The following is a 25152-nucleotide window of genomic DNA, read 5'->3' on the forward strand; positions in this document are numbered from 1 at the left end:
ACTGAACATATTGCCCAGCGAAAGAGCCAACTATTGCGCACCTTGCCGCATCGGAGTGAGGCTGCGCCTATGACGCAGACCACACACCACACTCCCGACACCGCCCGGCAGGCCGACCCCTTCCCGGTCAAGGGAATGGACGCGGTCGTCTTCGCCGTGGGCAACGCCAAGCAGGCGGCGCACTACTACTCCACCGCCTTCGGCATGCGGCTGGTCGCCTACTCCGGACCGGAGAACGGCAGCCGCGAGACCGCGAGCTACGTGCTGGAGAACGGCTCCGCCCGGTTCGTCCTCACCTCGGTGATCAAGCCCGTCACCACCTGGGGCCACTTCCTCGCCCAGCACGTGGCCGAGCACGGCGACGGCGTCATCGACCTCGCCATCGAGGTCCCGGACGCCCGGCGCGCGTACGCCTACGCCCTGGAACACGGCGCCCGCTCGGTGGCCGAGCCGTACGAGCTGAAGGACGAGCACGGCACCGTCGTCCTGGCCGCCATCGCGACGTACGGCGAGACCCGCCACACCCTCGTCGAGCGCACCGGCTACGAGGGCCCCTACCTGCCTGGCTATGTCGCCGCTGCGCCGATGGTCGAACCGCCCGCCCAGCGCACCTTCCAGGCCATCGACCACTGCGTCGGCAACGTCGAGCTCGGCCGGATGAACGAATGGGTCGGCTTCTACAACAAGGTCATGGGCTTCACGAACATGAAGGAGTTCGTGGGCGACGACATCGCGACCGAGTACAGCGCGCTGATGTCGAAGGTCGTCGCGGACGGGACCCTGAAGGTCAAATTCCCGATCAACGAGCCCGCCATCGCCAAGAAGAAGTCCCAGATCGACGAGTACCTGGAGTTCTACGGCGGCGCCGGCGTCCAGCACATCGCGCTGAACACCAACGACATCGTGGCCACGGTCCGCACCATGCGCGCGGCCGGCGTCCAGTTCCTCGACACCCCGGACTCGTACTACGACACCCTCGGCGAGTGGGTCGGCGACACCCGCGTGCCCGTCGAGACCCTGCGCGAGCTGAAGATCCTCGCCGACCGCGACGAGGACGGCTACCTGCTGCAGATCTTCACCAAGCCGGTCCAGGACCGTCCGACCGTGTTCTTCGAACTCATCGAGCGGCACGGCTCGATGGGCTTCGGCAAGGGCAACTTCAAGGCGCTGTTCGAGGCGATCGAGCGGGAGCAGGCGAAGCGCGGCAACCTCTGAGGCTGGTGCGCGACCTGTGAATTCGTAGAAAGCGTGCGGGCGCCACGGGGGCGCCCGCACGCGGCTCACGGAGGGGATGGGTGAGGAGAAACTGGCGGGGCGGTGACACGCAACGCGCTGATCGGTACGGCGGTGCTGTAGCGCTCACTCCCGCCCGGTCCTGCCATCCGTCTTCGGCACGTCCACCGCCGGCGGCTCCCCCAGCCCGCGCAACACCGCCTCGGCCACCGGCGCCCGCACCGGCGAGAAATGCGGATTGATCCGCAGCGCCTCCTGCAGATGGCGGCGCGCGGGCCACACCATCCCCAACTCCCGCTCGATCATGCCCCGGTGGTACACGTACAGCGCGTTGCGCACCTTCCCCCCACGCTCCCGGTCGGTCGCCGCCCTGGCGAATTTCAGGGCCTCCTCGTCCTTGCCGGCCCGGTGCAGCGCCCAGCCCAGCGCGTCGGCCACCGCGGTGCCCGGCTGGCGGCGCCACTCGGCCCGCAGGCGGCGTACGGCGGACTCCGCGTCGCCGTGGTCGGCCTCGAAGAGGCCCAGGACGAGCTCGTCGTCGACCCCGGCGGCCGAGGCCCGCGCCACCCGCTCCCGCAGCAGGTCGTACTGCACCCGTGCCGCCTGCCCCAGCCCCAGCGACTCGTACAACTCGCCCAGTTCCAGGGCGTACTCGGGACGCGGCTGCTTGGCGAGCGCCACCCGGTACGCGTTCAGCGCCTCCGTCGTGCGGCCCAGCGCCGCCAGCGTCCGCCCCTGCCCGGCGAGCGCGGCCCGCTGGTCGGGGTCGAGGCGTACGGCTTCCTGGAAGTACCGCAGGGCGACGTCCAAGTCGCCGCGCTCCCAGGCGAGTTGCCCGGCACGTTCGAGGTACGCCGCCCGCTCGGCGGGGGTTTGCGCCGCGGCCGCCGCGTCGGACAGCGCGGCCGCCGCGTCCTCCCGCCGGCCCCGGTCCCGGTAGACGGCCGCCGCCCACGCCTGCACCGCCGGACCGGAGTTCAGCGCGAGGAGCCGGTCCAGGGTGCGCTTGGCCGCCTTGTGGGCACCCAGTCCCGTGTACGCGTCGATCAGCTGCGGATACGTCGTCCACCGCTTGCGGTCCGTCTTCAGCGCCGCCTCGCCCCAGGTCCGCGCCGCCAGGAAGTCGCGCCGCGCGTTCGCCAGCGCCGCCATCCCGTCCAGCGCCGCGGCGTTCCTCGACCGCACCCTCAGCGACGCACGCAACGCCTTCTCCGCCTTCGGGTAGTTCTCCGGCTCCGCGGTCCGCCGCCCCAGTTCCACATACGCCGCCCCCAGCACCGCCCACGCCTTCGCGTCCCGGGGATGCGTCCGCAGGTGGGCCTCGTGTTCGTCGATCAGCACCGCCAGATCGGGCAGCGCGGCCGGCACCCCCGTCGTGACCGCGGTGAGCGCCTGCGACCCCGGCGCCGACGCGGGCGCCCGCCCCCCGCCCGACCCCCACGGCAGCAGCGTCAGCAGACCGCCGAGCACGGCACACCCCGCCACCGAGGCGATCAGCACGCGTCGCCGGACGCGCGGGCGGCGGTCCGGCGTGCCCTGTTCGTTGCGCGAGGCGTCGTTCTCCATGGCGCTCACTGTGCGTGAAAGGCGGCGTCAATACGACGACCACACCCGCCTTACTGCGGCTGCCGTACACGGGGTTCACACCGATGGCCCCGGGTGTCACGCTGTGATCATGAGCCGTATCGAAGCCGCACCCGACCAGGCCCGGGGTGACCTCACCGAGCGGCTGCTCGCGGGCCTGCCCGCCGAGGCCGTCCTGACCGACCCCGACGTCACCGCCTCCTACGCCAACGACATGGCGAGCTTCTGCCCGGCCGGCGCCCCCGCCGTGGTCGTGCTGCCGCGCACCGTCGAAGAGGTCCAGCACGTCATGCGCACCGCCACCGAACTGCGCGTCCCGGTCGTGCCGCAGGGCGCCCGCACGGGCCTGTCGGGCGGCGCCAACGCCTCCGACGGCTGCATCGTGCTGTCCCTGACCAGGATGGACCGCATCCTGGAGATCAACCCGGTCGACCGGATCGCGGTCGTCGAACCCGGCGTGATCAACGCGGCCCTGTCCCGCGCGGTGACCGAACTGGGCCTGTACTACCCGCCGGACCCGTCCAGCTGGGAGATGTGCACGATCGGCGGCAACATCGGCACCGCCTCCGGCGGCCTGTGCTGTGTGAAGTACGGGGTGACGGCCGAGTACGTCCTCGGCCTCGACGTCGTCCTCGCCGACGGACGCCTGATGTCCACCGGCCGCCGTACCGCCAAGGGCGTCGCCGGATACGACATGACGCGCCTCTTCGTCGGCTCCGAGGGCTCGCTCGGCATCGTCGTACGGGCCGTCCTGGCGCTCAAGCCGCAGCCGCCGCGGCAACTGGTCCTGGCCGCCGAGTTCGCGTCCGCGGCCGAAGCCTGCGACGCGGTGTGCCGGATCATGGCCGGCGGGCACGTCCCGTCACTGCTCGAACTGATGGACCGTACGACGGTCAAGGCCGTCAACGACATGGCGAACATGGGACTGCCGGAGACGACCGAGGCCCTCCTCCTGGCCGCCTTCGACACCCCGGACCCCGCTTCCGACCTCGCCGCCGTGGGCGCGCTGTGCGAGACGGCCGGCGCCACCCAGGTGGTCCCGGCGGACGACGCGGCCGAGTCCGAACTCCTCCTCCAGGCACGGCGGTTGTCCCTGACCGCGCTGGAGGCGGTGCGCGGCGTGACGATGATCGACGACGTGTGCGTGCCCCGGTCCCGGCTCGGCGACCTCATCGAGGGCGTCGAGCGGATCGCCGAGAAGCACCAGCTCACCATCGGCGTCGTCGCCCACGCCGGCGACGGCAACACCCACCCGACCGTGTGCTTCGACGCGACCGACCCCGACGAGTCCCGGCGCGCCCGCGAGTCCTTCGACGAGATCATGGCCCTCGGCCTGGAACTCGGCGGCACGATCACCGGCGAGCACGGCGTGGGCGTGCTGAAGAAGGAGTGGCTGGCGCGCGAGATCGGCCCGGTCGGGATCGAGATGCAGCGGGGGATCAAGCAGGTCTTCGACCCGCTGGGCATTCTCAACCCGGGCAAGCTGTTCTGACCCGGCCTTCCGTCCCGTACGGCTCACTGGGCGAGCAACTGGTCGAGCGCGTCGTCGATCCCCAGCTGCTCGCCCTCGGTCCCCGGGGGCACCATCCGCAACGTCCGCTCCAGCCAGGCCGACACCGGGGCCGCCGGTGCCTCCAGCAGCGCGTCCCCGTCCGGCGAACTCAGCGCCATCAGCACGACGCTGCGCCCCTCGACCTTCGTCGGCCACACCCGCACGTCCCCGTGCCCGCACGGCCGGAACACGCCCTCGACGAGCAGGTCGCGGGAGAAGGTCCAGTACACGGGGTGCTCGGAGTTGATGTGGAACGTGATGTGCACGGCGTACGGATCGTCGCTGTGATAGCTCAGCCGAGCCGGCACGGCGACACCGCGCTCCGGCGACAGGACGAGCCTCAGCTCCAGTTCGCGCTCGATGACGGTGCAGTGCATGGCGTGGATGTCCTCTCCCGTGTCGTGTGCGGGCCCTGGGGCGGGCCCGTACGAGTGGAGAGGGCATAGGGGGACGGATCATTACGCGGGTTCGCGAAGATTTTTTCCGGGCCTGTTCCCGCACCTGCTTTCGCGGCGTTCCGTTCCTTGTGAAGTACGTGTACGAGGTTGCCCGGAAAGGGGTGGGTCCTGCGGGACCGGCGGTGCTTGTTGCGTGCGTCTGATAGATGTGGAGGCCCCCAATAGACCCTCGAGCAGATACCGGACGACGGACATGAGCGCCCCAACCCCGGCCCCCGGTGACGACAGGCCCCGCGAAGGGTATTACCCGGACCCGTCCATTCCTGGATATGTCCGGTACTGGAACGGCGCCTCCTGGGTGCCGGGCACCAGCCGTCCGGCACCGACGGACGGCGAAACGCTCGCCCCGCCGCCGGGCACGCAGCCGGACCGGCCCGCGGCCGCCGCGGTCACCCCTGCCACCCCGGACACGCCTGCCGCCCCGGCCGCCTCGGTCGAGGAGACGGGCCCGCACTTCTTCGACGAGGAGCCGGCCCAGGAACCCGCATCGGACGGCGGCCCGCACGGCAACCGTCCCGAGCCGGCGTCCGCCTGGGGCGCCGACCCCTCGCGCCAGTCCGGCTTCGGCGGCGACCAGGACCACCGCGTCTCCTGGGGCGCCCCGCAGGGCGCCGACCCGCGCGCGGCGGCCGCCCGGCCGGAGGGCCACGCCGCCCGTACGGACGGCACGGCGGGGAACCCGCCCGCCGGGCCGGACACGGATTCCGCAAGCCTCGCCTCCGGCGACACGTTCATGATCCGCCGGCCCGTCGCGGGGGCCGCGGGAGCACCGTCCGCCGGCACGTCCGGGCAGGCCACTCCGCACATCCCGAACCCCGCGGGCCCCGCGCCCGTCGACGGCACCATGGCCATCCGCGCGCTGTCCCCGCGCACGGGGCAGCAGGGCGGGGCGGCCGGGGCGCAGGCCGGGAGCACGGGCGCGTCCGCCGGCCCGGGCGCCGCGCGTCCGGACGCGGACCGCCCCCCGGCGGCCGGCGCCCCGCAGGGCCCCGGCTTCGGCGCCGGGAAGGCCGCCGCCGAGCGTGCCGCGGGGGCCGAGGCGCAGGCTCAGGCGGGCGCTCAGGCCTCTGCCGGCACCGCGGGGGCGGCCGCCCCCGCGACGGGTCCCGCGGGCCCGCAGCAGGCCTCCCCGGGCGTCCCCCAGCAGGGCGGCCGGCAGCCCGTGGCCGCCGCGTCCCAGGCGCCCATGACGGCCGGGCCCGGTGGCGGCCAGTCGTCCTGGGCCCAGCAGGTCCACCGGCTCGCGGGTGACGACCAGCCGGTCGCCCCCTGGAAGCCCCCGGTCGAGGACCTCTTCCAGGCCGCCGCGCGGCGTCAGGCCTCCGCCCGGCCCGCGAACCTCGGCAAGCGGCTGGCGGCCCGGATGCTGGACAACTTCGTGGTGGCCGCCGTCACCTCGGCCGCCGCCGTGCCGTTCGGCATCAAGGCGATCGACCATGTCAACGGGAAGATCGACGAGGCCAGGCTCTCCGGCGAGACGGTCACCGTGTGGCTGCTGGACGGCACGACGTCGGTGTACCTGGGCATCATCCTGGCCGTCCTGCTGCTGGTCGGGCTCGTCTACGAGGTCCTGCCCACCGCCAAGTGGGGCCGCACGCTGGGCAAGAAGCTGCTCGGCCTGGAGGTGCGGGACATCGAGGCCCACGAGCCCCCGGAGTTCGGCGCGGCCCTGCGCCGCTGGCTCGTCTTCACCATCCCCAACCTGCTCGTCATCGGCGTGGTCGGCGTGGCGTGGTGCCTGTTCGACCGGCCCTGGCACCAGTGCCTGCACGACAAGGCGGCACGCACGTTCGTCGCCGGCTGAGCCGTCGGCCGGACGGCATCCCGGGGGGCTGCCGTACGTCCGTCCTACGCCTGTCGTGGGGTCGGCCCATGAGGCGAACGGCCCGGACGATTCCGTACTCCGGACGGCCCCGTGCCGGATGCGATGCCGCGGGGTTCGCGGTCGACTCGGGCCATGAGCAGTGAACCGCCTCCCGGCTCCGGTCAGCCGCCCCCGGAAGACGACCCGTTCAGGAAGCAGCCCCCGCCGCCCGGGGGCTCGGGTTCGCCGTACGGCGATCAGCCGCCGTACGGCAGCCAGCCACCGCCGCCCTACGGCGGTGGCGGTGATCCGTACGGCGGCGGCGGTTATCCCACCGACCCGCTCGCCGGGATGCCGCCGCTCGCCGACAGCGGCAAGCGCACGCTGGCGCGCATCATCGACATGATCCTCGTGGGCGTCGTCGTCTGGCTGCTCACATGGGGATTCGGCGTCACCGAGTACGACATGAACACCGACGAGGTGGAGTACGGCAAGTCCGTCGTGCAGTCGGTGGTCGCCGCCGTGCTCTTCATGGGCTACGACACCGTCCTGACCGCCAGGACGGGGCAGACGCTCGGCAAGAAGCTGCTCAACATGCGGGTGGCCAACCTCGACAACGGCGCCACACCGTCCGTGCAGGCCTCGCTGACCCGGGCAGCGGTGCTGTGGATCCCGTTCGCGTTCTGCTGCGCCTGTTTCTGGACCGCGATCTGCGGCGGCTGGAGCTTCTTCGACAAGCCCTACAAGCAGGGCCTGCACGACAAGTCGGCGAAGACGGTGGTGGTCAGCACCAGCGGCTGACGCACGCCGGGACCGCGCAACAGGTGCGTCAGGACTGGGTCAGCACGGGTTCCTCGGTCTGTTCCCGGTCCACGGCGGGCTTGCGCACCGTCACCACGCGGGACTTCTTCGGCATGGGCACCGTCATGGCGACCAGCAGCCCGAGCAGGAGCGCCGCGACGGCGATGACCGCGATCCCCACGCCCGAACTCGTCTGGGACAGCAGCAGCATGGCGAGCGTCGAGAAGATCACGGTGCACGAGCCGTAGGCGAGCTGTGCGGCAGTCGGACGAGGCATGATCATCGTGTCCTCGGATTCGGGGGTGCACGGGGGGCTTCGGCCTGGCTTTCCGCCGACGTCCGGGCGTTCCGCCATCCGACTCTAACCGCGTGCATGCCCGAGGGGAACAAACCGTAAGCGTGACCTAACCAACAGTGCCGGAGCATGGGGGGCGCACTGGTTCATACCGTCCACCAAGTGGACGGGAGCACGCGCCCGTTGGGGGAGAGTGGTTGTCCGTTAAATGAACATTGACTCCGCATAGTGCACTTGACCTGTTCAAGTCAAGGTCTGTTTTTTCTGGTTAACCTCTAGTCAAATGTCGTCACTTGACTACACGCGTTGATCAGGCGCGCGCGGACCCTCCATGACCAGGACCCTTCATTCCGCGCGCCCAAACGCGGGGGAGGAAGCAAGTGACCAGTAGACCCTGGACGTTCAGAGCGGCGGCAACAACCGTCGCGCTCGCGACGGCAGCGGCGACGTTCTCGACCTTCGCGGTGGCTCAGGCCGACGAAGGCGAGCCGGCGCCGGCCGTGGAGCGGCACGACCCGGCGGAGCACACTCACGTCGACCACGACCTGGAAGGCCCCCTGACCAAGACCCGGGAGGCCCAGCGTGAAGAAGCCCTGAACCAGGTCATATCCGGCAAGGCCAAGGTGCAGGAGCGCGACGGCTCGCAGGTCGTCCAGCTCAAGAGCAAGAAGGGCGACAGCAAGTACGTCGAGCTGGGCCGCGAGAAGACCGACAAGATATTCACGATCCTGGTCGAGTTCGGTGACCAGATCAGCGAGTTCGGCGGCACGGCCGGCCCGGCCCACAACCAGATAGCCGAGCCCGACCGCGCCAAGGACAACTCCACGGCCTGGCAGGCGGACTACAACCGCAAGCACTACCAGGACCTCTACTTCGGCACCGGCAGCAAGACCGAGTCGCTGAAGAAGTACTACGAGAAGCAGTCCTCGGGCCGCTACTCGGTCGAGGGCGAGGTCACCGACTGGGTCAAGGTCCCGTACAACGAGGCCCGGTACGGCAACAACGCCTGCGGCCAGACCAACTGCTCCAGCGTCTGGAACATCGTCAGCGACGGTCTGAACGCGTGGGTCTCCCAGCAGAAGGCGGCTGGGAAGACCGACGCCGAGATCAAGGCCGACGTCACGCGGTTCGACCAGTGGGACCGCAACGACTTCGACGGCGACGGCGACTTCAACGAGGCCGACGGCTACATCGACCACTTCCAGGTCGTGCACGCCGGTGAGGACGAGTCCGCGGGCGGCGGCGCGCAGGGCACCGACGCCATCTGGGCGCACCGCTGGTACGCGTTCGGCACCGACGCCGGCGCCACCGGCCCCGCGAACAACAAGATGGGCGGCGCCCAGATCGGCTCCACCGGCATCTGGGTCGGCGACTACACCGTCCAGCCGGAGAACGGCGGCCTCGGCGTCTTCGCCCACGAGTACGGCCACGACCTCGGTCTGCCGGACCACTACGACACCGCGGGCGGCGAGAACTCCACCGGCTTCTGGACCCTGATGTCCTCCGGTTCCTGGCTCGGCACCGGCAAGGGTGAGATCGGTGACCTGCCCGGCGACATGACCGCCTGGGACAAGCTCCAGCTGGGCTGGCTGAACTACGACCGGGCCAAGGCCGCGACGGTGTCCGAGCACAAGCTGGGCGTCGCCGAGTACAACACCCGGCACAAGCAGGCCCTCGTGGTCGAGCTGCCCAAGAAGAAGGTCACCACCGAGATCGTGGTCCCGGCCCAGGGCGCGAACCAGTGGTGGAGCGGCAGCGGCGACAACCTCGCCAACACGCTGACCCGTTCCGTGGACCTCACCGGCAAGTCCAAGGCGTCGCTCACCCTCGACGGCTGGTACGACATCGAGGCCGAGTACGACTACCTCTACACCGAGGTCTCCACCGACGGCGGCGCCAACTGGACCGCGGTCGACGGCACCGTCGACGGCGCGGCCCTGCCGAAGGACGCCAGCGGCAAGCCCGCGCTGACCGGCACGGTGGACGCGTACAAGAAGCTGGTCTTCCCGCTCGACGCCTACGCCGGCAAGAAGATCGACCTGCGCTTCCGCTACCAGACCGACGGCGGCGTGGCCCAGAAGGGCTTCGCGGCCGACCAGATCACCGTGACCGCCGACGGCACGGCCCTGTTCTCCGACAACGCCGAGAGCGCGGACGCCGCTTGGGCGACGAAGGGCTTCAAGCGCATCGGCGCGTCCATCACGGACGACTACGCGCAGTACTACATCGCCGAGAACCGCCAGTACGTCTCGTACGACAAGGTCTTGAAGACCGGCCCGTACAACTTCGGCTTCTCGGGGACCCGTCCGGACTGGGTGGAGCACTACGCGTACCAGAACGGCCTGTTGATCTGGAAGTGGGACACCTCCCAGGCCGACAACAACACCAGCAAGCACCCCGGTGTGGGCCTGGTCCTGCCGGTCGACTCCCACCCGACCCCGCTGAAGTGGGCCGACGGCACGCTGATGCGCAACCGCATCCAGTCCTACGACGCGCCGTTCAGCCGGTATCGCACGGACGGCATGACGCTGCACAACGCGGACGTCGCGATGAGGATCCCGTCGCGTGCGGGGGTGCCGGTCTTCAACGACCACACCAACACGTACTACGACGCGGCGACCCCGGCGGCGGGTGTCAAGATCACTGACACCAACACCAAGATCAAGATCATCAAGGAGGCCTCGAACGGCTCCACGATCACGGTCGAGGTTGCTCCCGCGGTGAAGTAATTCTCGTTTTCGCAGGTCAGAGCAGTATCGGCGGCAGCCCCCTGGCGGGGTTGCCGCCGGTCGTGTTTAGGTGCACCCTGTGCTTCCGTTATTGACACCGGTGCCGGCCAAGGCACCGGCCCCGACCCTGACACCGACTCGCACGGGGGTGTGACCGCATGGCCGCAGGAGGTTTCTGCAAGCTGCCGACCGGCAGCGTGGTGGTGGCGCTGAACCTGCCCAGACCCACCGCCGACGGCACGGGCTGCGTCCGTGTCCTCGTCCACGCCCAGAACCGCGCCCGAGCCCTGACCAGGCTCCGCAACCTGGGCATGCGCGCCGTCTACCTGCGGGGCAACGCCGCCCCGCCGACCCCGGACGAGATCACGGCGGTCCTGCACCACCCGGACGGCCTGATATGGCGTACGGCACCCGACAACGGTGTCGTCGCGGGACCGGAGCTGGCGCAGGAGCTTTGGCATCCGATCAGAGCGCTGCTGAGGAGGCCGGCGGCAACGCCGTAAAGGGGCGCGGGGCCGTATCGATATGCGGCTCCGCCGCGCGGGCGCGGCCAGCCACGACGGCGTCGCAGCCGCCGACGGTCAATCGCGGCACCCCGCGGAGCGCTACGCCACGACCGGCTTCCCGGCCAGCTCGACCCCGGCGTCCCGCATCTCCTCCAGCGCCCGCTCGGTGGTCTCCGTGGCCACCCCCGCGGTCAGGTCCAGCAGCACCTGCGTACGGAAGCCTTCCCGCACGGCATCCACGGCAGTGGCTCGCACACAGTGGTCCGTGGCGATGCCCACCACGTCCACCTCCGAGACCTGCCGGGCCCGCAGCCAGTCGGCCAGCTTCACCCCGTTCTCGTCGGCCCCCTCGAACCCGCTGTACGCCGCCGCGTACGCCCCCTTGTCGAACACGGCGTCGATCGCGCCCGAGGCGACCGCCGGGGCGAAGTTCGGGTGGAAGCCGACGCCCTCCGTGCCGGCGACGCAGTGCGCGGGCCAGGAGTGGGCGAAGTCGGGGTTGGTGGAGAAGTGGCCGCCGGGGGCGATGTGGTGGTCGCGGGTGGCTACGACGTGCTGGTAGCCGGAGCCGGCCGCCTGCCCGATCAGCTCGGTGACGGCGGCGGCCACATCGGCACCGCCGGCCACCGCGAGGCTGCCCCCCTCGCAGAAGTCGTTCTGCACGTCTACGACGATCAAGGCGCGGCGCATGGTCGGTGTCCTTCGGTTATGGACGCTGAGGTCGGGACGGTGAAAGCGTGCGGGCCCGGCCGTGAACTTCCGAGCCTAGAGACTTCGAGCACGGTGCGGGAGGGGGCATGGAGTGAGCGCGCCGGGCGCACTCGCTTCACGACCCCGTCCGGCTCCCCGAGCGCCCGTTGACATACTCCGTCGGAATGACCGGTTCCCCGCGCGAGAGCTGTGTCGCGGACATCGGCAGCTTCGCCCGGGCGGCCTCATGCCGGTCCCGTACGACGTCCAGCGGCTCACGGGCCACCACGTCACCGCCCTTGATCAGCTCGACCAGCAGCTGCCGTTCGGCGAGCTCCGCCGGAACCGCCCCCGTGCCGACGACCTCGGCCTCCGCGACGCCGTACTCGTCGAGGCGCCGCGCCGCCCACTTGCGGCCGCCGATGGAGGTCTTGCCGCCGCTGGACTTCTTCGCCACCGGCACCAGCGGGGCCTGCGGGTCGGCGGACTCGGCGCGGGCGACCAGCTTGTAGACCATCGAGCAGGTCGGATGCCCGGACCCGGTCACCAGCTGGGTGCCGACGCCGTACGCGTCCACCGGGGCCGCCGCCAGCGAGGCGATGGCGTACTCGTCCAGGTCGGAGGTCACGATGATCCTCGTGCCGGTGGCGCCCAGCTCGTCCAGCTGCTGGCGGACCCGGTGCGCGACCAGCAGCAGGTCGCCCGAGTCGATCCGGACGGCGCCCAGCTCGGGCCCGGCGACCTCCACGGCCGTACGGACCGCCTCGGCGACGTCGTAGGTGTCCACGAGCAGCGTGGTGCCGCGGCCCATGGTGTCCACCTGGGCCTGGAAGGCGTCCCGCTCGCGGTCGTGCAGGAGGGTGAAGGCGTGGGCGCTGGTGCCGACCGTGGGGATGCCGTAACGGAAGCCGGCGGCCAGGTCGGAGGTGGAGGTGAAGCCGCCGACGTACGCGGCCCTGGAGGCGGCCACCGCGGCCAGCTCGTGGGTGCGCCGGGCGCCCATCTCGATGAGGGGGCGCTCCCCGGCGGCCGCCGACATGCGGGAGGCGGCCGCGGCGATCGCGGAGTCGTGGTTGAGGATGGAGAGGACCACCGTCTCCAGCAGCACGCACTCGGCGAAGGTGCCCTCGACCCGCATGATCGGCGAGCCCGGGAAGTAGACCTCGCCCTCGGGGTAGCCCCAGACGTCGCCGGAGAAGCGGTAGCCGGCGAGCCACTGAAGGGTCTCCTCGTCGACGATCCTCCGCTCGCGCAGGAAGCCGAGGACGCCCGAGTCGAAGCGGAAGTTCTCCACGGCGTCCAGCACCCGGCCGGTGCCCGCGACCACGCCGTACCGGCGTCCGTTCGGCAGCCGCCGCGTGAAGACCTCGAACACGCTCCGCCGCTCGGCGGTGCCCGCCTTCAGGGCGGCCTGCAGCATCGTCAGCTCGTACTGGTCCGTGAAGAGCGCCGTCGAGGGAACGTCCACCGGCAGCCCAAGGTCCGCTGTGTTCATGACTGGAGATCGTACCCCCATTTCGTCAGTTTGACGATTTACTCCCGAGGTCTGCTCCGGGGTTCGACGAGGATTTGTGCGACCACCCCCCTCCGGTGGCAGCATGGGCACTGTGACGTCACCCGCTCCCGTAGAGATCGAACGTACCGAAGCGGCGGAGGAGGCCTTCGCCGTCCCCGAGCCGGACGTCCCCTGGGTCACGATCGTCCACAACGACCCGGTCAACCTCATGAGCTATGTGACCTATGTCTTCCAGGCGTACTTCGGGTACAGCAAGGACAAGGCCACCAAGCTCATGCTCGACGTCCACCACAAGGGCCGGGCGGTCGTCTCCAGCGGGTCTCGCGAGGAGATGGAGCGCGACGTGCAGGCGATGCACGGCTACGGGCTGTGGGCCACCCTCCAACAGGACCGGAAGTAGCGAATCGTCTCCATGCCAGGAACCTTCGAACCGCTCCCCGGCGGCGGCGCGGCCGTCGCCCTCGACGACGTCGAGATCTCCATCATCCGGTCGCTGGCCGTCCAGCTCCTGGAACTCATCGGGCCCGGCCCCGCCGAGGACGCCCCCGACGACCCGCTCGCCGAGCTCTTCGCCGAGGGTCCGAGCGAACCGCCGGCCGACCCGGTGCTCAAGCGCCTGTTCCCGGACGCCTACAGCGACCCCGAAGGCGCCCCGCAGGCCAAGGAGGCCGAGGAGCAGCGGGCGTACTCCGCGGAGTTCCGGCGCTACACCGAGAACGACCTGCGCGCCGGCAAGCGGGACAACGCGCTCGCGGTGGTCCGTTCCCTGGACGAGCTCAGCTCCGCCTCGGCCGGGGAGGGCGGCGCGGTGCTCAAGCTCTCCGCCGAGGAGTCCCAGCAGTGGCTGCGCGCCCTCAACGACCTGCGCCTGGCCATCGGCTCCCGTCTGGAGATCACCGACGAGGACGACACCGACCTGCTCTACCGGCTCCCGGACGAGGACCCGCGCAAGCCGATGGTGATGGCGTATCTGTGGCTGGGCGGGCTCCAGGAGACGCTGGTCGCGACGCTGATGCCGTAGCTCGCAACCGTACTTGCGACCATTCTGTGCCGGAATGTGACGGATTCGTGTTCGCTCAGCGGACGCTCAAATCCGGATAACGATCGTGTCACCGCCGCCGCCCCCTCTGGGCGGCGGCGATTCGTTTGTCCGGTTCTTCCTGTGTGATGCGCCACATGTTCCGTACCCGATCACTATGAACGCCGTGATAAATCTTCACGACGCCCGGCGAGCACCACCCGAATGTTCGGCCGGGTGCGCCACGCGGCCGGCGGATCGCCGGTCAGGCACGAGCGGGCTCGCGAGCTCGCTCAACTCCAGCAATCCGGGGGGATCGAGACCCGATCCGAGGCCGACGAAGGGCCCGGGTCGGCATGGAGAAAGGCGCACTACACATGACCTCTTCGAAGGTCACTGACGCGAAGGCCACGGACGCTCCCGAAGAGGGCTATGAGCGCGGCCTCGGCAGCCGTCAGGTCCAGATGATCGCGATCGGCGGTGCCATCGGCGTCGGTCTGTTCATGGGTGCCGGAGCGAACATCGCCAAGGCCGGCCCGAGCATCATCCTCATGTACGCCCTCGCGGGCGTCGTCATCTTCTTCATCATGCGGGCCCTGGGCGAACTGCTCCTCTACCGGCCCGTCTCCGGCTCCTTCGCCGAGTACGCCCGCGAATTCCTCGGCCCGTTCTTCGGTTTCGTCACGGGCTGGACGTACTGGCTCATGTGGGTGGTCACCGGCATGGCCGAACTCACGGCCGCCGCGATCTACATCCACTTCTGGTTCCCCGAGATCCCGCAGTGGGTCAGCGCCCTGGTGTTCCTGGTGGTGCTCTTCGGGGTCAACCTGATCTCGGTCAAGATCTTCGGCGAGGTCGAGTTCTGGTTCTCGATGATCAAGGTCACGGCCATCATCGGCATGATCGTCATCGGCCTCGGCGTGCTCACCCTCGGCTTCTCCGGCGCCGGTGACACCGCCACCGTCTCCAACCTCTGGGCGCACGACGGCTTCTTCCCGAACGGCATCGGCTCCAGCCTGATGACGCTCCAGGGCGTCATGTTCGCCTACCTCGCCGTCGAGCTCGTCGGCGTCACCGCGGGCGAGTCCGAGAACCCCGAGAAGACCCTGCCCAAGGCCATCAACACGCTGCCCTGGCGCATCATCGTCTTCTACGTCGGTTCGCTCCTGGTGATCCTCTCCGTCGTCAAGTGGACCGAGTTCTCCGCCGGCGAGAGCCCGTTCGTCCACGCCTTCGGCAAGATCGGCATCCCGCTCGCCGCCGGCATCGTCAACTTCGTGGTGCTCACCGCGGCCCTGTCGTCCTGCAACTCGGGCATGTACTCGACCGGCCGGATGCTGCGCGACCTCGCCGCCAACAGCGAGGCACCGCAGGCCTTCGGCAAGCTGAACTCCCGCAAGACGCCCGCTGTCGGCATCACGGTCTCCGTGGCGCTCATGGGCATCGGCGTCGTCCTGAACTACGTCGTCCCGGAGAAGGCGTTCCTCTACGTCACCTCCGTCGCCACCGCGGCCGGCATCTGGACCTGGATGATGATCCTCGTCAGCCACATCCGCTACCGCGCCGCGGTCGACGCCGGCCGACTGCGTGCCTCGTCCTTCCCCGCTCCCGGCGGGGCGCTCTTCAGCTGGGTCGCACTGCTCTTCCTCATCGGCGTGACCTGCATGATCGCGTACGACAAGGACGCGCGGGTCTGCCTGTACGTCGCGGCCGGCTGGGCCGTCGCCCTGGGCATCGGCTGGGCGATCCTCAAGAGCCGCAACCCGCAGATCACCGACCGCGGCGGCGAGCCGGAGCTCGAAAAGGTCGGCTGAACGCTTCACCGCAGGGACGCCCAGTGGCAGGGAGCTCTCGTGGTGCCCCCTGCCGCTGCCGCTCAGGGCGTCCGGCATATGGGCCGTCCCGTACCACCCTTCGGTACGGGGCGGCCCTCTGCTTATCCTGACCGACATGCTGACCATCACCCAGGCCCTCGTCGACCAGATCGTCGCCCACGCGCGCAAGGACCACCCCGACGAGGCCTGCGGCGTCATCGCGGGCCCGGCGGGCTCGGACCGCCCCGAGCGCTTCATCCCCATGCTGAACGCGGCGATGTCGCCCACCTTCTACGAGTTCGACTCCGGCGACCTGCTCAAGCTCTACCGCGAGATGGACGACCGCGACGAGGACCCCGTGGTCATCTACCACTCCCACACGGCCACCGAGGCCTACCCCTCCCGCACCGACATCTCCTACGCCAACGAGCCCGGCGCGCACTACGTCCTGGTCTCCACCGCCGACACCGACGGCCTCGGCGAGTTCCAGTTCCGCTCCTTCCGGATCGTGGAGGGGGAGGTCACGGAAGAGGAGGTCAAGGTCGTCGAGGCGTACTGATTCGTCGTACGGAGTCGGCCTGAACAGCGCGGTCTCACTCCCCGGCCCTCATCCGTCCGCGATGTGGGATCACATTCCAAAAGCCGGACCGGGAATCGATACGATGACCCCATGGTTTCCCACGACGTGAGCGAAAAGACGCCGGGCTTGCTGCTCGTGGCGCGGCTGCACGTCGATCTGTGCAGGCTCGCCAGCGCCATCTGTTGACGCGACACCCTGCCGCCGTACGGCCGTGAGCCGCGGCGCCTCACACGCACCACCCCGCTGCACTGCGCTGCCGCGCGCCCCCGACTGACTACTCCCGACAGGAGCCCTGAGCCATGGCCATCGAGGTCCGCATCCCGACCATCCTCCGCCAGTACACCGACGGTCAGAAGGCGGTGGAGGGCAGCGGTGACACCCTCGCCGAGCTGTTCGCCGACCTCGAGACGCGGCACGCGGGCATCCACGCCCGCATCGTGGACGGCGAGCAGCTGCGCCGCTTCGTCAACGTCTACCTGAACGACGAGGACGTCCGCTTCCTCGACGGCATCAACACCAAGCTCTCCGACGGCGACAGCGTCACGATCCTGCCGGCCGTGGCCGGCGGTATGGCCTGATCCAGATGCGCTACGACTCCCCGCTCGCCGCGGTCGGCAACACCCCCCTGGTGTGCCTGCCGCGGTTGTCGCCGTCCGAGGACGTCCGCATCTGGGCCAAGCTGGAGGACCGCAACCCCACCGGCTCGGTCAAGGACCGCCCCGCCCTGCACATGATCGAGCAGGCGGAGAAGGACGGCCGGCTGACCCCGGGCTGCACGATCCTGGAGCCGACCAGCGGCAACACCGGCATCTCGCTCGCGATGGCGGCCAAGCTCAAGGGCTACCGCATCGTGTGCGTGATGCCCGAGAACACCTCGCAGGAGCGCAGGGACCTGCTCGCCATGTGGGGCGCGGAGATCATCTCGTCCCCGGCCGCGGGCGGCTCCAACACCGCCGTACGCGTCGCCAAGGAGCTGGCGGCCGAACACCCCGACTGGGTGATGCTCTACCAGTACGGCAACCCGGACAACGCCGGCGCCCACTACGCCACGACCGGCCCGGAGATCCTCGCCGACCTCCCCTCGGTCACCCACTTCGTCGCGGGCCTCGGCACCACCGGCACCCTGATGGGCGTCGGCCGCTTCCTGCGCGAGCACAAGCCGGACGTCAAGATCGTCGCGGCGGAACCGCGCTACGACGACCTGGTCTACGGCCTGCGCAACCTCGACGAGGGCTTCGTCCCCGAGCTGTACGACGCCTCCGTCCTGACCACCCGCTTCTCGGTCGGCTCGGCCGACGCGGTCACCCGCACCCGCGAACTCCTGCAGCAGGAGGGCATCTTCGCGGGCATCTCCACCGGCGCCGCGCTGCACGCGGCGATCGGTGTCGGCAAGAAGGCGCTGAAGGCGGGAGAGCCCGCCGACATCGTGTTCGTCGTCGCCGACGGCGGCTGGAAGTACCTCTCGACGGGTGTCTACACGGCGCCCACGACAGAGGAAGCGATCGAGACCTTGCAGGGTCAACTCTGGGCCTGAGCGGCGCCCGCCCCGCCCGGCGGAGCGCTTACGTCGAGAGGTGACGGACCTGGTCCCACACGACCGGGTCCATCACCCCCACCCGCCGCCGGAAGTCCCACACCGGTACGTCCCGCAGCTCATCCGTCTCCAGAAAGCTCGCCCGCCCACGGGCGTCCCCGACCGCCCCCGGCGGCAGCGGAATCACCCCGTACCGCTCGTCCCGGTACTTGCTGGTGATCTTGGCGACCGTGACCCGCTGCCCCCGCACCGCGAGCACCAGACAGGGCCGGTCCTTGGCCCCCGGCCCGTCCTCGTACGGCACCCGCGCCCACCAGATCTCCGCGGGCTCCGGACGGCGCCCCTCACCCCGCCCCCGGGGCCTCCCGGGCGGCCGAGTCCGCCGCCCCTCGGGGCGTCGCCGCCCCCAGCCGTCCACGAGCACGGCGACCAGCGCGAGCAGTACCACCGCCGCGAGCGCGAGCCACCAGGACGTGTCCATACGCACGAAGGTACCGGCGCACACCCACCCCCGCGCGCCTTCGCACCCGCCTCACGCTTCCCCACAGTCCGAAACACGTGCGAGTTCCCCCGCCGCGTCCAGCCGAACGCGTGACACCACAGGTGAGTTCGCCCACAACAGCCCTTGGCGGAGGAGCGACCGGAGGTTTTGCGCCTTACGCTCGACAAACCGCACGACCCCCGACGCCCCATTCCCGATCTTCTGGATTCTCTGGATATCCGCCAGCGGAGGTTTCTGTTTCATGAAGCTCACCGTCGTCGGCTGCTCGGGGTCGTTCCCGTCCGCGGAATCGGCCTGCTCGAGCTACCTCGTCGAGGCCGACGGCTTCCGGCTGCTTCTCGACCTGGGCAACGGCGCCCTGGGCGAGCTGCAGCGCCACTGCGGTCTCTACGACCTCGACGCGATCTTCCTCAGCCATCTGCACGCCGACCACTGCATCGACATGTGCGCGTACTTCGTGGCGCGCTACTACCGGCACGACGGCGGCCGGTGCGACCCGATCCCGGTCTACGGACCCGAGGGCACGGAACATCGCCTGACCACCGCCTACGCCGACACCCCCACCGCCTCGTCCATGAGCGAGGTCTTCGACTTCCACACGGTCAAGCCGTCCACCTTCGAGATCGGCCCGTTCACGGTGCACACGGAGCGCGTGGCCCATCCCGTGGAGGCGTACGGCATCCGGATCGAGCACGGTGGCAAGGTCCTGACCTACTCCGGCGACACGGGCATCAGCACGGCCCTGGACGAACTCGCCCGCGACGCCGACCTGTTCCTGTGCGAGGCCGCGTTCACGCACGGCAAGGAGAACATCCCCGACCTGCACCTCAACGGCCGCGAAGCGGGCCAGACGGCGTCCCGCGCGAACGCCCGCCGCCTGGTCCTCACCCACATCCCCCCGTGGACCGACCCCCAGGTCAACCTGGCCGACGCGCGTGAGGTCTACGACGGTCCGGTGGAGCTGGCGGCGCCGAGGCAGACGTACGAGATCTAGCCCGTACGGGGTTCAGGCCCGTATGCGCGCGAAGGCCCCGGAACCTTCCCGGTTCCGGGGCCTTCGTCCTGTCGTCGGGCCTACGCCTTGGTGAGGTCCTCGACCTCCTCCTCGGGCTCGCGGCCCGGGGTGGTGAGGTTGAACCTGATGATCGCGAAGCGGAAGACCGAGTAGTAGATCGCCGCGAAGACCAGGCCGATCGGAATGATCAGCCATGGCTTGGTCGCGAGGTTCCAGTTCAGCGCGTAGTCGATGAAGCCCGCGGAGAAGTTGAAGCCCGCGTGGACGCCCAGACCCCAGGTGACGGCCATCGACACGGCGGTCAGGACCGCGTGGATGACGTACAGCAGCGGGGCGATGAACATGAACGAGAACTCGATCGGCTCGGTCACACCGGTCACGAAGGAGGTCAGCGCGAGGGAGATCATCATGCCCATCACGGCCTTGCGGCGCTCGGGCCGGGCGCAGTGGGCGATGGCGATCGCGGCGGCCGGCAGGCCGAACATCATGATCGGGAAGAAGCCGGACATGAACATACCGGCGGTCGGATCGCCGGCCAGGAAGCGGCTGTAGTCGCCGTGGACGACCTCGCCAGCGGCGTCCTTGAAGTCGCCGAGCTGGAACCACGCCACCGTGTTCACGAACTGGTGCATGCCGATCGGGATGAGCGCGCGGTTGATCGCACCGAAGAGGGCGGCGCCGACGGAGCCGAGGCCCGTCATCCACTCGCCGAAGTCGCCGATGGCCTCACCGATGGGCTCCCAGACCAGCCCGAAGAAGACGCCGACGGCGACGCCGACGAAGGCCATGATGATCGGGACGAGACGCCGGCCGTTGAAGAAGCCGAGCCAGTCCACCAGCTTCTTGCGGTGGTACCGCTGCCACAGGACCGCCGAGAGCAGACCCATGATGATGCCGCCGAGGACACCGGGGTTGTTGTACGTCGCGGCTATGTCCTCGCCGGCCTGGATCTTGGCCTCGGTGACCGGGAACGACTCAAGGACCTTGCTGTAGACCAGGAAGCCCACGAGTGCGGCCAGGGCGGTCGAGCCGTCGGACTTCTTCGCGAAGCCGATGGCGACGCCGATGCAGAAGAGCATCGGCAGTGCGCCGGTGATGGCGCCGCCCGCGTTGCTGAACACCGAGGCGACCTTGTCCCAGCCGAGGCCGTCCTTGCCGAACACGTCGTCCTGGCCGAGGCGGACCATCAGTCCCGCCGCCGGCAGCACGGCGATGGGCAGCTGCAGGCTGCGGCCGACCTTCTGCAAACCTTGGAAAAGACCGGATCCCCACTTCTTCGTGGGGGCCGCCGTTGGCGCGGTGGCGGTGCTCATAGACTTCCTCCATCGGGTGGTGGTCTACACCACTCAGTGGTGTAGACCTGTTGTAGCACGATGAAGGCGAGATAAGGAACCCGCGATTCCCGGGGATTTACCGGACCCGTTTCAAGGCCTTTTGTCAGACCTTTGTGACGTCCTCGACCTCTTCCTCCGGCTCCCTACCCGGCGTCTTGAGATCGAACTTCGTGATCGCGAAACGGAAGATCGCGTAATAGACGACGGCGAAGCACAGGCCGATCGGAATGATCGCCCAGGGTCTCGTCGCCAGGTTCCAGTTGATGATGTAGTCGATCAGCCCGGCCGAGAAGCTGAAGCCGTCGTGCACCCCCAGCCCCCACGTCACCGCCATCGAGACGCCCGTCAGCAGCGCATGCACCACGTACAGCAGCGGGGCGACGAAGAGGAACGAGTACTCGATCGGTTCCGTGATGCCGGTGACGAAGGACGTCAGCGCCACCGAGAGCATCAGGCCGCCGACCTCCGCCCGCCGACTCGGCCGCGCGCAGTGCGTGATGGCGAGGGCCGCCGCCGGCAGGGCGAACATCATGATCGGGAAGAAGCCCGAGGTGAACTGGCCGGCGTCCGGGTCGCCCGCGAGGAACATGTTGATGTCGCCGTGCACCACCTCGCCGTCCGGCGTGGTGTAGCTGCCGAACTGGAACCAGATGGGCACGTTGAGGAACTGGTGCAACCCCACGACCAGCAGCGCACGGTTGGCGACGCCGAACACGCCGGCGCCCCAGGCGTCCAGGCCGTCCATCCAGTCGCTGAAGCTCTCCAGCGCGTCACCGATCGGCGGCCAGACCCATAGGCACAGCACCGCGAACACGATCGCCACGAACGCCATGATGATCGGCACGAGACGCCGGCCGTTGAAGAAGCCCAGCCAGTCCACCAGCTTCGTCCGGTGGTAGCGCTGCCAGAAGAAGGCCGCCAGCAGGCCGATGACGATGCCGCCGAAGACCCCCGGATTCTGGTACGTGTACGCGCTCACCGCCCCTTCGGCCGCGGCGCAGCCGATGTCGGGGATCTCCTTCGTCCCCTCCGGGCAGCCCTCCGGGAACTCCCGCAGCACGTTGTAGTAGACGAGGAACCCCGCCACCGCCGCGAGCGCCGTCGAACCGTCCGCCTTCCTCGCCATGCCGATGGCCACCCCGACGCAGAACAGCAGGGGCAGCCCGAGCGAACCGTCCAGCAGCGCCCCGCCCGCGCCGTCCATCACCTTCGAGACGTTGTCCCAGCCCAGCCCTTCGTCCCCGAACACATCAGGCTGCCCAAGCCGGTTGAGGATGCCGGCGGCGGGCAGGACGGCGATCGGGAGCTGAAGGCTGCGGCCCATCTTCTGCAGGCCCTGGAAGAGGTTGTTCCAGCGAACCCGCACGGGGCCGGCGGCAGCGCTGTCGGCACTCATGGACGCCCCTCGGTAGGGTGGTGTAGACCAGTTGGCGGACGGTTCCGCTGTCGTGAACGCCATCCTTCGGTACGCACGACATGACCGCTCGCAAAGATGGGCCAACTGTGGGTTACTGCGACAAAGCGGTTCGGATCAGGGAGTGGGAACATGGCCAGCAAGGCTGAGAAGATCGTCGCCGGACTCGGTGGCATCGACAACATCGAGGAGATCGAGGGCTGCATCACCCGGCTCCGCACCGAGGTCAGCGACCCCTCGCTGGTCGACGAGTCCGCCCTGAAGGCCGCCGGCGCCCACGGCGTCGTGAAGATGGGCACGGCCATCCAGGTCGTCATCGGCACCGACGCCGACCCGATCGCGGCGGAAATCGAAGACATGATGTGAGGCCGGGCCACCGCGCCAGGCCCCTGAGGGCCCCTTCCCACCGGGGGAGGGGCCTCTTCCCTTTCTGCGGCTAGGCTCTCGGCATGTCTCGATTCGACGGCCGCACCCCCGAACAGCTCCGCCCGATCACCATCGAACGCGCCTGGAGCAAGCACGCAGAGGGCTCCGTCCTCGTCTCCTTCGGCGACACCAAGGTCCTGTGCACCGCCTCCTTCACCGAAGGCGTCCCGCGCTGGCGCAAGGGCAGTGGCGAGGGCTGGGTCACCGCGGAGTACGCCATGCTGCCCCGCGCCACCAACACCCGCGGCGACCGCGAGTCCGTGCGCGGCAAGATCGGCGGCCGCACCCACGAGATCAGCCGCCTCATCGGCCGCTCCCTGCGCGCGGTCATCGACTACAAGGCGCTCGGCGAGAACACCATCGTCCTCGACTGCGACGTCCTCCAGGCCGACGGCGGCACCCGTACGGCAGCCATCACCGGCGCGTATGTGGCGTTGGCCGATGCCGTCTCCTGGGCCCAGGGCAAGAAGCTGATCAAGCCCGGCCGCAAGCCGCTCACCGGCACGGTCAGCGCCGTCTCGGTCGGCATCGTCGGCGGCGTCCCGCTCCTCGACCTCTGCTACGAGGAGGACGTGAAGGCCGAGACCGACATGAACGTCGTCTGCACCGGCGACGGCCGCTTCGTCGAGGTCCAGGGCACCGCCGAGGCCGAACCCTTCGCCCGCGAAGAGCTCAACTCCCTTCTGGACCTTGCCGTTTCCGGCTGCGGGGAGCTGGCCGAACTCCAGCGCAAGGCACTTGATACGGTCCTCGAAAGGTAAAGGACACACCAAGAGAAGCCGCAGCTTCGGGCAACCGCGCCACCATCCCCGGCGTCCCTAGGAGTACGGGCGTACAGCACACCGCTGTACGCCCGGCCAGTGCACAACGGGGGCCCGCGGGCCTGAGGCAGGGAGGAACGTCAACCATGGCCACGAGCCGACGCCGCCGGAGCCGTATCGCCATAGCCGCCGCGACCATCGCGGCAGTCGGGCTGACGGCCGGGTTGACCACCGGCTGCGACGCCGTCAACACGGCGCTGGACTGCGTCCAGACCGCCGAGACCATCGCCGACAGCGTGACCGAACTCCAGCAGGCCGTGGAGAACGCGTCGAACGACCCGACGCAGATCGAGGAGTCCGTCCAGTCCATCGGGGACAACCTCGACAAGATCGGCAGCAAGACGGACAACGCCGACCTCGACAAGGCGACCGAGGACATGCGCAAGGCCTTGACCGAGGTCCAGACGGCCGTCGAGAACGGCGACGAGACCCCCGACATCAGCGGGGTCACGGACGCGGCCGGCGAACTGACCAAGGTCTGCACGCCGTAACGACCAGGACAGCGAACCGGGGCGGGCGGGGGCCGGGATACTGGACCCCATGACCCGCCTCATCCTCGCCACCCGCAACGCCGGAAAGATCACCGAGCTCCGGGCGATCCTCGCCGACGCAGGTCTCGGTCACGATCTCGTCGGCGCGGACGCCTACCCGGACATCCCCGACGTCAAGGAAACCGGCGTCACCTTCGCCGAGAACGCCCTGCTGAAGGCCCACGCCCTGGCTCAGGCCACCGGTCTGCCCGCCGTCGCCGACGACTCCGGCCTGTGCGTCGACGTCCTCAACGGCGCCCCCGGCATCTTCTCGGCCCGCTGGGCGGGGCGGCATGGGGATGACCGGGCGAACCTGGAGCTGCTGCTGGCCCAGCTGTCCGACATCGACGACGCGCATCGGGGGGCGCACTTCGCGTGCGCAGCGGCGCTCGCCCTGCCGGATGGGACCGAGCGCGTGGTCGAGGGGCAGCTGCGGGGTGTCCTGCGGCACGCCCCCGTGGGCACGAACGGCTTCGGATACGACCCGATCCTCCAGCCGGAGGGGGAGACACGGACGTGCGCCGAGCTGAGCGCCGAGGAGAAGAACGCGATCAGCCATCGGGGGGAGGCATTTCGGGCGCTGGTGCCGGTGGTGCGGGAGCTGTTGGGCTGACAATTGACGAAGGTCCACCCGAACTCGGGTGGACCTTCGAATCAAAGATGTGCGGCCGGAGGGACTCGAACCCTCAAGGGATTTCTCCCACAGCATCCTAAGTGCTGCGCGTAGGCCAGTTCCGCCACGGCCGCCCGCGCGCTCATGCTACCCGGCTGGGCGGCTGCTTAGTCGACGCCTATCGGGCTCTGCGGCCGCCTCGGCACCAGGTGCTCGTAACCGCGTGGCAGTTGGGACACAGCAACCGCAGGTTCTCCCGTCGGTCGTCGCCCCAGTCCCCGTTGATGTGATCGACCTCCAGCGTCATCGGCTTGCCGAGCCACTCGGGGCCTGTTCCGCACTCGCTGCACTCCTCGGGCACGCCCACTTCCAAGAGTGCCCGG

General features: G+C 69.6%; 27 protein-coding genes and 1 tRNA gene. 18 read left to right on the top strand and 10 right to left on the bottom strand.

All coding sequences use genetic code 11. The features are described 5' to 3' along the window. The first annotated feature begins 69 nt into the window (after positions 1–69). Complete coding sequence (hppD, locus tag IF78_RS0102630; protein WP_031478332.1) at positions 70–1215, top strand: 4-hydroxyphenylpyruvate dioxygenase; 1146 nt, start codon at positions 70–72, stop codon at positions 1213–1215. Positions 1216–1359: 144 nt separating this feature from the next. Here the strand turns inward: hppD and IF78_RS0102635 are convergent, their stop codons facing one another. Further along, positions 1360–2799, bottom strand: coding sequence for a tetratricopeptide repeat protein (locus IF78_RS0102635; protein ID WP_037639504.1), 1440 nt, complete (start codon positions 2797–2799; stop codon positions 1360–1362). 103 nt (positions 2800–2902) lie between these two features. Between IF78_RS0102635 and IF78_RS0102640 the strand changes: the two genes are divergently transcribed. After that, positions 2903–4309: an FAD-binding oxidoreductase gene (locus tag IF78_RS0102640; protein WP_031478335.1), complete on the top strand. Its 1407-nt coding sequence runs from the start codon at positions 2903–2905 to the stop codon at positions 4307–4309. Positions 4310–4332: 23 nt separating this feature from the next. Here IF78_RS0102640 and IF78_RS0102645 read toward each other — a convergent pair whose 3' ends face one another. Further along, positions 4333–4746: an SsgA family sporulation/cell division regulator gene (locus IF78_RS0102645; RefSeq protein ID WP_031478336.1), complete on the bottom strand. Its 414-nt coding sequence runs from the start codon at positions 4744–4746 to the stop codon at positions 4333–4335. 274 nt (positions 4747–5020) lie between these two features. Between IF78_RS0102645 and IF78_RS0102650 the strand changes: the two genes are divergently transcribed. Together IF78_RS0102650 and IF78_RS0102655 are read left to right on the top strand one after the other, a co-directional pair. Continuing rightward, entirely contained in the window at positions 5021–6631 is a 1611-nt protein-coding gene (locus IF78_RS0102650) for an RDD family protein (RefSeq protein WP_031478337.1), read from the top strand. A 153-nt stretch (positions 6632–6784) separates the two neighbouring features. Next, positions 6785–7432 carry an RDD family protein gene (locus IF78_RS0102655; RefSeq protein WP_031478339.1) on the top strand — a complete coding sequence of 216 codons (648 nt, stop codon included), beginning with the start codon at positions 6785–6787 and terminating at the stop codon, positions 7430–7432. Between the two features lie 28 nt (positions 7433–7460). On the opposite strand, the gene IF78_RS0102660 is transcribed toward IF78_RS0102655, so the two are convergent. Beyond that, entirely contained in the window at positions 7461–7715 is a 255-nt protein-coding gene (locus IF78_RS0102660) for a hypothetical protein (RefSeq protein WP_031478341.1), read from the bottom strand. Positions 7716–8107: 392 nt separating this feature from the next. Between IF78_RS0102660 and IF78_RS0102665 the strand changes: the two genes are divergently transcribed. Continuing rightward, positions 8108–10456 (top strand): immune inhibitor A domain-containing protein, encoded by a 2349-nt coding sequence (locus tag IF78_RS0102665; protein WP_031478342.1) that lies wholly within the window; start codon positions 8108–8110, stop codon positions 10454–10456. A 158-nt stretch (positions 10457–10614) separates the two neighbouring features. After that, a complete protein-coding gene (locus IF78_RS0102670; RefSeq protein WP_031478343.1) occupies positions 10615–10959 on the top strand; it encodes a hypothetical protein in 345 nt (114 codons plus the stop codon). 102 nt (positions 10960–11061) lie between these two features. On the opposite strand, the gene IF78_RS0102675 is transcribed toward IF78_RS0102670, so the two are convergent. Continuing rightward, positions 11062–11652 (bottom strand): isochorismatase family protein, encoded by a 591-nt coding sequence (locus IF78_RS0102675; RefSeq protein ID WP_031478345.1) that lies wholly within the window; start codon positions 11650–11652, stop codon positions 11062–11064. A gap of 136 nt (positions 11653–11788) precedes the next feature. Next, positions 11789–13147, bottom strand: a complete 1359-nt coding sequence (locus tag IF78_RS0102680) for a nicotinate phosphoribosyltransferase (RefSeq protein WP_031478347.1) — start codon at positions 13145–13147, stop codon at positions 11789–11791. 103 nt (positions 13148–13250) lie between these two features. Here IF78_RS0102680 and clpS point away from each other — a divergent pair, with 103 nt between their 5' ends. The 7 genes from clpS (at position 13251) to IF78_RS0102715 (ending at position 18114) form a co-directional block, all read left to right on the top strand. After that, positions 13251–13568, top strand: a complete 318-nt coding sequence (gene clpS / locus IF78_RS0102685; protein WP_031478349.1) for an ATP-dependent Clp protease adapter ClpS — start codon at positions 13251–13253, stop codon at positions 13566–13568. A 12-nt stretch (positions 13569–13580) separates the two neighbouring features. Then, positions 13581–14189 (top strand): DUF2017 domain-containing protein, encoded by a 609-nt coding sequence (locus IF78_RS0102690; RefSeq protein WP_031478350.1) that lies wholly within the window; start codon positions 13581–13583, stop codon positions 14187–14189. 374 nt (positions 14190–14563) lie between these two features. After that, complete coding sequence (locus tag IF78_RS0102695; RefSeq protein WP_031478351.1) at positions 14564–16000, top strand: amino acid permease; 1437 nt, start codon at positions 14564–14566, stop codon at positions 15998–16000. Positions 16001–16136: 136 nt separating this feature from the next. Further along, positions 16137–16559, top strand: coding sequence for a M67 family metallopeptidase (locus IF78_RS0102700; protein ID WP_031478352.1), 423 nt, complete (start codon positions 16137–16139; stop codon positions 16557–16559). Positions 16560–16670: 111 nt separating this feature from the next. Beyond that, a complete protein-coding gene (locus IF78_RS50610; protein WP_324617258.1) occupies positions 16671–16766 on the top strand; it encodes a putative leader peptide in 96 nt (31 codons plus the stop codon). A 113-nt stretch (positions 16767–16879) separates the two neighbouring features. Continuing rightward, the gene (locus IF78_RS0102710; protein WP_031478354.1) at positions 16880–17158 is read left to right on the top strand and encodes a MoaD/ThiS family protein; all 279 of its coding nucleotides are present in this window, start codon (positions 16880–16882) and stop codon (positions 17156–17158) included. A 5-nt stretch (positions 17159–17163) separates the two neighbouring features. Next, positions 17164–18114, top strand: coding sequence for a PLP-dependent cysteine synthase family protein (locus IF78_RS0102715; protein ID WP_031478356.1), 951 nt, complete (start codon positions 17164–17166; stop codon positions 18112–18114). Positions 18115–18142: 28 nt separating this feature from the next. Here IF78_RS0102715 and IF78_RS0102720 read toward each other — a convergent pair whose 3' ends face one another. Next, the gene (locus tag IF78_RS0102720) at positions 18143–18595 is read right to left on the bottom strand and encodes a type II toxin-antitoxin system PemK/MazF family toxin (RefSeq protein ID WP_031478357.1); all 453 of its coding nucleotides are present in this window, start codon (positions 18593–18595) and stop codon (positions 18143–18145) included. Positions 18596–18857: 262 nt separating this feature from the next. Between IF78_RS0102720 and IF78_RS0102725 the strand changes: the two genes are divergently transcribed. Next, positions 18858–19610: an MBL fold metallo-hydrolase gene (locus tag IF78_RS0102725; protein WP_031478359.1), complete on the top strand. Its 753-nt coding sequence runs from the start codon at positions 18858–18860 to the stop codon at positions 19608–19610. An 80-nt stretch (positions 19611–19690) separates the two neighbouring features. Here the strand turns inward: IF78_RS0102725 and IF78_RS0102730 are convergent, their stop codons facing one another. Further along, a complete protein-coding gene (locus tag IF78_RS0102730) occupies positions 19691–20944 on the bottom strand; it encodes a PTS transporter subunit EIIC (RefSeq protein WP_031478360.1) in 1254 nt (417 codons plus the stop codon). 124 nt (positions 20945–21068) lie between these two features. Next, a complete protein-coding gene (locus tag IF78_RS0102735; protein WP_031478362.1) occupies positions 21069–22361 on the bottom strand; it encodes a PTS transporter subunit EIIC in 1293 nt (430 codons plus the stop codon). Between the two features lie 150 nt (positions 22362–22511). On the opposite strand from IF78_RS0102735, the gene IF78_RS0102740 reads away from it, so the two are divergent. The 4 genes from IF78_RS0102740 (at position 22512) to rdgB (ending at position 24769) form a co-directional block, all read left to right on the top strand. Beyond that, the gene (locus IF78_RS0102740; protein WP_031478364.1) at positions 22512–22745 is read left to right on the top strand and encodes a PTS sugar transporter subunit IIB; all 234 of its coding nucleotides are present in this window, start codon (positions 22512–22514) and stop codon (positions 22743–22745) included. Between the two features lie 83 nt (positions 22746–22828). Further along, entirely contained in the window at positions 22829–23566 is a 738-nt protein-coding gene (rph, locus tag IF78_RS0102745; protein ID WP_031478366.1) for a ribonuclease PH, read from the top strand. Between the two features lie 146 nt (positions 23567–23712). Then, positions 23713–24117 (top strand): hypothetical protein, encoded by a 405-nt coding sequence (locus tag IF78_RS0102750; RefSeq protein ID WP_031478367.1) that lies wholly within the window; start codon positions 23713–23715, stop codon positions 24115–24117. Positions 24118–24166: 49 nt separating this feature from the next. Next, entirely contained in the window at positions 24167–24769 is a 603-nt protein-coding gene (gene rdgB, locus IF78_RS0102755; protein WP_031478369.1) for an RdgB/HAM1 family non-canonical purine NTP pyrophosphatase, read from the top strand. A gap of 50 nt (positions 24770–24819) precedes the next feature. Here rdgB and IF78_RS0102760 read toward each other — a convergent pair. After that, positions 24820–24903, bottom strand: a tRNA-Leu gene (locus IF78_RS0102760). Between the two features lie 44 nt (positions 24904–24947). Further along, entirely contained in the window at positions 24948–25076 is a 129-nt protein-coding gene (locus tag IF78_RS50775) for an HNH endonuclease (RefSeq protein WP_425314595.1), read from the bottom strand. Between the last annotated feature and the right edge of the window lie 76 nt (positions 25077–25152).

The organism is Streptomyces bicolor, assembly GCF_000719285.1.
GTDB classification, from domain to species: domain Bacteria; phylum Actinomycetota; class Actinomycetes; order Streptomycetales; family Streptomycetaceae; genus Streptomyces; species Streptomyces bicolor.